The organism is Amycolatopsis rhizosphaerae, from assembly GCF_007713715.1.
Taxonomy (GTDB): Bacteria; Actinomycetota; Actinomycetes; order Mycobacteriales; family Pseudonocardiaceae; genus Amycolatopsis_E; species Amycolatopsis_E rhizosphaerae.
The window spans coordinates 1-6,091 of record NZ_VJWX01000430.1; the positions used below are offsets into that span (position 1 = coordinate 1).

Consider the following 6,091-nt stretch of genomic DNA (forward strand, 5'->3'; position numbering starts at 1 on the left):
GTGAACAGCTGCTCGGACACGGGGCTCCTTGCTAGGGTCGTCAACGTGGTTGACGAAAAGGTAAACCAGGTTGACGAGTTTGGCAAGATCGGATTCGGCCATGGCTGAGACACGGGAAGGTCCGGACCGCGCCGGGTTCGAACTGCCGCTGCTGCTGTTCGCGAACTTCCGCTCGCTCATCGACCAGCTCAACGCCGAACTGGCCCGCCAGGGGCATCCGGACGCCCGCCCGGTGCACGGCTTCGCCCTGCAGGCGGTCGGCCGCGACGGGGCCACGGCCAGCGAACTCGGCCGCAGGCTCGGCATTTCCAAGCAGGCGGCGGGGAAAACGGTGGATCGCCTCGAAGGGCTGGGCTACGTCGAGCGGGCCGACGATCCGAACGACGCCCGGCGCAAGCTCGTCCGGCTCACTCCCCGGGGCTTCGACCTCCTCGGCCGATCGGCCAGGATCTTCGACGAACTGCGCGCCCACTGGGTCTCGACACTGGGGAGGGAGCGCGTTCGCGATCTGGAGGCGGCGCTGTACACGATGGCGCCCGCCGAGGGCTTCCGCCTCGACGCGCCGGGCTGGCTCGGCACCGAGCAGGGCACCGGCAAGACCGGCTGATTCCCGCGCTGCGGAGTTCCGGCAAGGCCCCTCAGCGGGTCAGGGCCGCGGCGAGCGCGGATACCGCCGCCCCGAGGGTGCGGCCGTGCACGAGTTCGGTCCGGTGCACCAGCCGTGGCGCCGAGACCGGTACCGCCCGCACACCCTGGACACCGGCCAGTGCTGAGGCGGGCAGGAGCAGCAGCCCGTGCCCCTCGGCGACCAGGGACAGCAGGGTCCTCGTGTCCCCGCCCTCGTACCGCAGTGCACTGCGCAGGTCGTCAGTGCCGGCGGCGGCGCGCAGTTCACCGAGCGGAGCGGCGATGCCGGGCGCGTCGAGCCAGTTCGCGTCGGCCAGATCCCGAAGCCGCACCGAGGAACGCGTGGCGAGGGGGTGCTCTCCGGGCAGGGCGAGGGCCACCGGTTCTTCGGCGACGGGGGCGGTGGCCAGGAAATCCGCGTCGTGCAGCCGCAGCGGATCGCTCGGCGCGACGATGCCGTCGACCAGTCCGAGGTCGATCTCGCCGAGGGCGACCCCACCGACCACCGCGTCGCGCGCGGCGGTCCGCACGCTCACCTCGAGGCCCGGCAGGGACCGGCGCGCCTCCGCCAGTGCCCGGGCCGCCCGGCCGGCCAGGGCCAGCGGGCAGCCGCCGAGCACCACCTTGCCCGGCGGTTCTCCGGCGGCCCGCCGGATGTCGGCCCGGGCGGCCTCCATGCGCCGCAGGATCGGGCCCGCGTGGTCGAGCAGCCGCTGCCCGGCGGCGGTGGGTTCGACCGGCCTGCGGTGCAGCAGCGCGACACCGAGGTCGCCCTCCAGCGCCGCGATGTGCTGGGAGACCGCGGACTGGGTGTATCCGAGCTGCCGGGCGGCCGCCGAAAACGACCCGAGCGCGGCCACGGTAACGAAGGTGCGCAGGAGGTGAGGCTCCACTCGATCAGTATTGCTTATCGACCCAGCGTGAATCATCGTTGGCCTTGATTCATCCTCCAGGCGACGATGGACCACATGACGACCACCAGTCCTCGTGGCGCCCGGATCGGCGCCCGGATCGCCCTCGTCGCGGACCGCAGCGCCAACGTCCGCTCGCACACCCGCATCCCCCTGCTCGTCGAGGCCCTGCGAGAACGCGACCACCTCGAACTCGACGCCTACTGGGTGCCCACCCCCGACGCGGCCGAGCCCGGGGCCCTCGCCGGGTTCGACGGGATCTGGCTGTTGCCGGGAAGCCCTTACGAGAGCGAGGAGGGCGCACTCGCCGCCGTCGGCACGGCCCGGGCGGCCGGGATCCCGTTTCTCGGCACCTGTGCCGGGTTCCAGCACATGCTGCTCGAATACGCGCGTTCGGTCGCCGGGCTGGCCGGGGTGGCCCACGGGGAGGCCGAACCGGAGGCCGCCGAACAGCTCATCGCCCCGCTGGCCTGCTCACTGGTCGGGCACGAGGGTGCGGTGAACCTCACCCCCGGTTCGCTGGCCGAACGCCTGCTCGGCGGGAACCGGACGACGGAGCGCTACCACTGCTCCTACGGCCTCAATCCGTCCTATCTGGACATCTTGGCCGCACACGGGATCGCCTTCACCGGGGTCGACGACGCCGGTGATGTCCGCGTCGCCGAACTGCCCGGTCATCCGTTCTTCCTGGCCACCCTGTTCCAGCCGGAACTGGCCGGGGAAGGCTCGCGGCCGCACCCGTTCGTCGCCGCGTTCGCCCGCGCCGCCGTGCTCCGGGCCGGTAGGGACCAAAAGGTTCCGGCGGACGTGTGACGCGCACCGGCCGAGGGGTACACCCTCAGCCGGGAAGGCGCTTTCCGCAAGCGCACCCTCGGTGCTTCAGCCGATCGTTCACCGTCCTTCGCCCAGTAGGTCCGTCCTGCCGAAGCAGAGGAGATGTGATCATGCGGTGATGTATCCGTGACATTAACGTTCTCCGGAGTCGTCAACGCCTACTCCGTTTTCAAGGCGAACACTCCAGAAAGGGGAACTACGTGACAGAACAACCGCGTAACCGCACCGGGTGGCGGAGACCGCTTTCCCGGCAGGGCTGGTCACTGGTGCTGTCCGCGATCGTGGCCCTGGCTTTGTCCCTGGCCTTCTCGTCGGCCCAGGCGGCCGGCAGCACCCGGGCCTCCGGGGCAACGGCTGGACAGGTACCCGGCGCAACGGCCCGGCAGGTACCCGGGGTGGTGGCACAGGGCGGATCGCTGGCCGTCACCCCCGACTCGGAATACGGGTGCCCGCCGTGGCTCGGTTTCCCGTATGTTCCCTGCCACCCGAAGCCGCCCTGCCACCACGACGGCTGCCACCCGAAGCCGCCCTGCCACCACGACGGCTGCCACCCGAGGCCGCCCTGTCACCAGTGCCCGACGCCGCCGGTCTGCAATGCCGGTGGTGGTCCCAATGTCGCCTACACCGCCATGCCGACCGATGTGCTGCGATGCCCCAACCTGCCTTCGCTGGGTTTCGAAGCCACGGGCACCAGTGAATTCGGCGACGAAGTCGGGCTGGCCGCGACCGGTTCGGGCACCCTCTCTTCGCTGCGCGTGATGTTCGCCAGCTATGGATGCAGTCAAAGCGGGCACTGGAACACCCGTGACTGCGTGACGACCCCGGGTGCCACTTTCACGCACCCGATCACCGCGAACGTGTACGCCGTCGACAACACCGGCCCGACTCCGAGGCCGGGAGCCCTGCTCGCGACCACCACCCAGACGTTCACCATCAGCTACCGTCCTTCGGCGGACCCGGCGAACTGTGCCGGCCCCGACGCGGGCATGTGGTTCAACCCCGCCGTCGGCGCCTGCGAAAGCAAGATCCGGCAGCTGCTGACCTTCACCTTCCCCGGGACGGCGACCCCGTTGCCGAGCCAGGTCATCTGGACGGTCGCGTTCAACACCACGCACTACGGGTACTCGCCCATCGGCGTAAACACCGATTGCTTCCGGTCCAACCCTGGCTGCGGTTACGACTCCCTCAACGTGGGCACGCGGACCTTCCCCAACGCGCCCTACGCCGGGACGGACGTCGACCCCAACGGAGCCTTCCTGAACTCGGCCATCCCGTCGTCCTACTGCGACGGCGGCGCGGGCGGTACCGGGACGCTGCGACTCGACACCGCGCCCACGGACTGCTGGGCTGACTACAAGCCCCTCGGTGAAATCAGAACGGCGTAATTCACTTCCTGCCCTGTCAGCGGGGAGCGGCCGGAGGGCCGCTCCCCGCGTTCGTCTTTCCGGTCGTCCGCCCGGACCGGCCCGCTACGCGGCCCGGTCCGGCTTGCGGGGCACCGGGGCGGCCGACTCGACGACCTGGAGCACGTTGGTGATCACCTCGCCGAAGCGGTCCGGGTCCGCCAGCAGCCAGCCGTGCCCTCCCGGCACGGTGATCAGCTTCGGATCGTCCAGCCCGGCGTGCAACGACATCAGCGTGGCTTCGGGGATCACGTTGTCGTTCTGGCTCCAGACGATGACCAGCGGGAGCTTGCGCTTGTTGAGTTCGGCCAGTTCGGCGGTGAGATCCGCCGTGCGGGCGAGGTTGGCGACCCGCCAGATCGCACCGGGGTTGCGCAGCAGGTTCGGCACCGCGTCACGCAGGATCACCGGCAGGACGTTGGCCATCTGGCGCGTCGGGAGCAGGTCGGCCTGCAGGTGCAGCCCCCAGTCCCACAGCGGGCGCTGCGCGATCGCCTTGAGCACTCCCCGGTTGTTGGTCCACGACGAGCCGCCGATCGAGTTGAGCAGGATCAGCTGGGAGGTGGTGTCCGGGAAGTCGTAGGCCGTGCGGATGGCGACGCCGCCGCCGAAGGAATGCCCGACCAGCGCGACCGGTCCGGTGATCCCGATGGTGCGGAGGAACTCGCGGACCCACGCTGCGTAGCCGTGCAGATCCCGTTCGTCTTCGGGGAGTTCCTCGGTGCCGCCGAAACCGGGCAGTGCGGGGGCGTAGACCCGCAGGCCGTTCGAGGCGAGGTAACCCAGCGAACGCGCGTAGGTACGGTCCGCGAGCCCCCAGCCGTGCAGGAAGACCACCACCGGCCCGTCACTTCCGCCGACGCCGTAGTGGGCGATCCGTCCGGAGACCTTCACGGTGTGCCAGTTCAGCTTCACGTGATTCACGACGGACCTCCTTGTCTGTCTCCTCGCCAGGACCCCCAGGATGCCCCGCTTTCTGTGGCGCGAACCACTGTCCTTGGTCCTTTTCCGCCCGTTCGTGCGGACCTGCGCGGGGGGACCTGGGTCCCGGGAGGCAGGGGACTCCCGGCTTCCCCCGGCCTGCCGTTGGTCCCTGCGGTGTCTTCCTGCCCGTCTTTTGTGGACGATGCCCTCTCCGCGAACCGTTGCGCCGCTCCATGTCCGCCCTGCTGCCGAGAGCCGGTGCGCCCCTCGACGTGCTCTCCGGGCGCACCGGCTCCACCATGGAGCGTGGGAACGGCTCAGGGCGTGTCGACGGGCGTGAAGCCCGCGCCGTAACCGTCGCGAGCCGCCAGGTCGGTCAGGATGTTCTGGGCCGACTCGTAGAAGAACGTGCCGCCGAGCGGATCGGTGTCGTACACCCCATGCACGATGCCGGCCCAGGCGGTGCCCACGTTGCCCTCCATGAGCACGACCGGGCCACCGGAATCGCCGGGGCCGTTGATCGCCCAGCTGTGCAGCATGCCGTTGACGATGTTGCCGACCATGCCGCATTTCAGGCCGGTCGTCTGCCCGTCCTTGCAGATGATGTCGGAATAGCGGCTCGGCAGCCTCGTCGCGTTGTGATCGATGCGCAGGGCGGGGCCGTTGCTGGAAAGGGTGACCTTGGTCAGGTCGAAGCGGATCACGGCGTAGTCGTGGGGCGTGTCCGGGAAGGAGGGATCGTTCTCCGCCGGGATCGGATTCGTCCAGACGTAGGTGCCGATCGGGCCGAACGCCAGGTCGTTGGCGTCGTACACCGGATACTCGAACGTCGGGGGCTGGTTGACCACCTGGACGCAGTGGGAGGCGGTGATCCCGATGCCGTTGCCGAACCTGTCGTAACCGACGGGGCCGAGCGTGCAGTAGCCGACACCGGGCAGGCCGAGACCGGGGTTGGGCGACCACACGATCTTCATGCCGTTGGTGACGACCTTCAACGGCGCCGGTGCATCCGCCGCGGCGGTGACGGATCCGCTCGCGAGTCCCCCGGCCGGTGCGGCCTGGGCCACCACTGGTGCCGCCATGGTCGTCGCGGCAGCCGCGGCGGCGACCACCCACCGCCTGGTCCGTTTCTTCGGCAACGCGCACCTCGATTCAATCCGGTGTCAACGGGGCGACGCTAGCCGGACCCGATGAAACCCCGATGAATCAAGCGAAATTCGCGAGCCGTTCCGCCTTGTCGGCGACGCGGCGCAGGAACCGCTCGGTGGTCTTCCGTGAACAACGCGGGTCACTGTAGTGGCGCCAGGGCTCCGGCAAAGTCCGGCCCGCTCGGCGGTGCGGGAATGGGCGCCGTGAAGGGTCCCTTCACAGTCGATTCGACTGTGAAGGGAC

The 6,091-nt window shown here is 69.8% G+C and carries 6 protein-coding genes; 3 read left to right on the forward strand and 3 right to left on the reverse strand.

The genetic code is table 11. The annotated features are described in order from the left end of the window. The first annotated feature begins 100 nt into the window (after positions 1 to 100). Positions 101 to 607, forward strand: a complete 507-nt coding sequence (locus tag FNH05_RS29615; protein ID WP_144592147.1) for a MarR family winged helix-turn-helix transcriptional regulator — start codon at positions 101 to 103, stop codon at positions 605 to 607. A 31-nt stretch (positions 608 to 638) separates the two neighbouring features. Here the strand turns inward: FNH05_RS29615 and FNH05_RS29620 are convergent, their stop codons facing one another. Next, positions 639 to 1,520, reverse strand: a complete 882-nt coding sequence (locus FNH05_RS29620) for a LysR family transcriptional regulator (protein WP_281287644.1) — start codon at positions 1,518 to 1,520, stop codon at positions 639 to 641. Positions 1,521 to 1,595: 75 nt separating this feature from the next. On the opposite strand from FNH05_RS29620, the gene FNH05_RS29625 reads away from it, so the two are divergent. After that, positions 1,596 to 2,351 (forward strand): CTP synthase C-terminal region-related (seleno)protein, encoded by a 756-nt coding sequence (locus tag FNH05_RS29625; protein ID WP_144592149.1) that lies wholly within the window; start codon positions 1,596 to 1,598, stop codon positions 2,349 to 2,351. A gap of 221 nt (positions 2,352 to 2,572) precedes the next feature. Continuing rightward, a complete protein-coding gene (locus FNH05_RS29630) occupies positions 2,573 to 3,757 on the forward strand; it encodes a hypothetical protein (protein ID WP_144592150.1) in 1,185 nt (394 codons plus the stop codon). Positions 3,758 to 3,841: 84 nt separating this feature from the next. Here FNH05_RS29630 and FNH05_RS39520 read toward each other — a convergent pair whose 3' ends face one another. Further along, positions 3,842 to 4,699 (reverse strand): alpha/beta fold hydrolase, encoded by an 858-nt coding sequence (locus FNH05_RS39520; protein WP_246128010.1) that lies wholly within the window; start codon positions 4,697 to 4,699, stop codon positions 3,842 to 3,844. 317 nt (positions 4,700 to 5,016) lie between these two features. Next, positions 5,017 to 5,838 (reverse strand): chymotrypsin family serine protease, encoded by an 822-nt coding sequence (locus FNH05_RS39525; protein ID WP_246128011.1) that lies wholly within the window; start codon positions 5,836 to 5,838, stop codon positions 5,017 to 5,019. Positions 5,839 to 6,091: the final 253 nt, after the last annotated feature.

Bases quoted from the DNA above. Each gene is read 5' to 3' on its own strand.
- FNH05_RS29615 (WP_144592147.1), top strand. From the start codon at position 101: ATGGCTGAGACACGGGAAGGTCCGGACCGCGCCGGGTTCGAACTGCCG.
- FNH05_RS29625 (WP_144592149.1), top strand. From the start codon at position 1,596: ATGACGACCACCAGTCCTCGTGGCGCCCGGATCGGCGCCCGGATCGCC.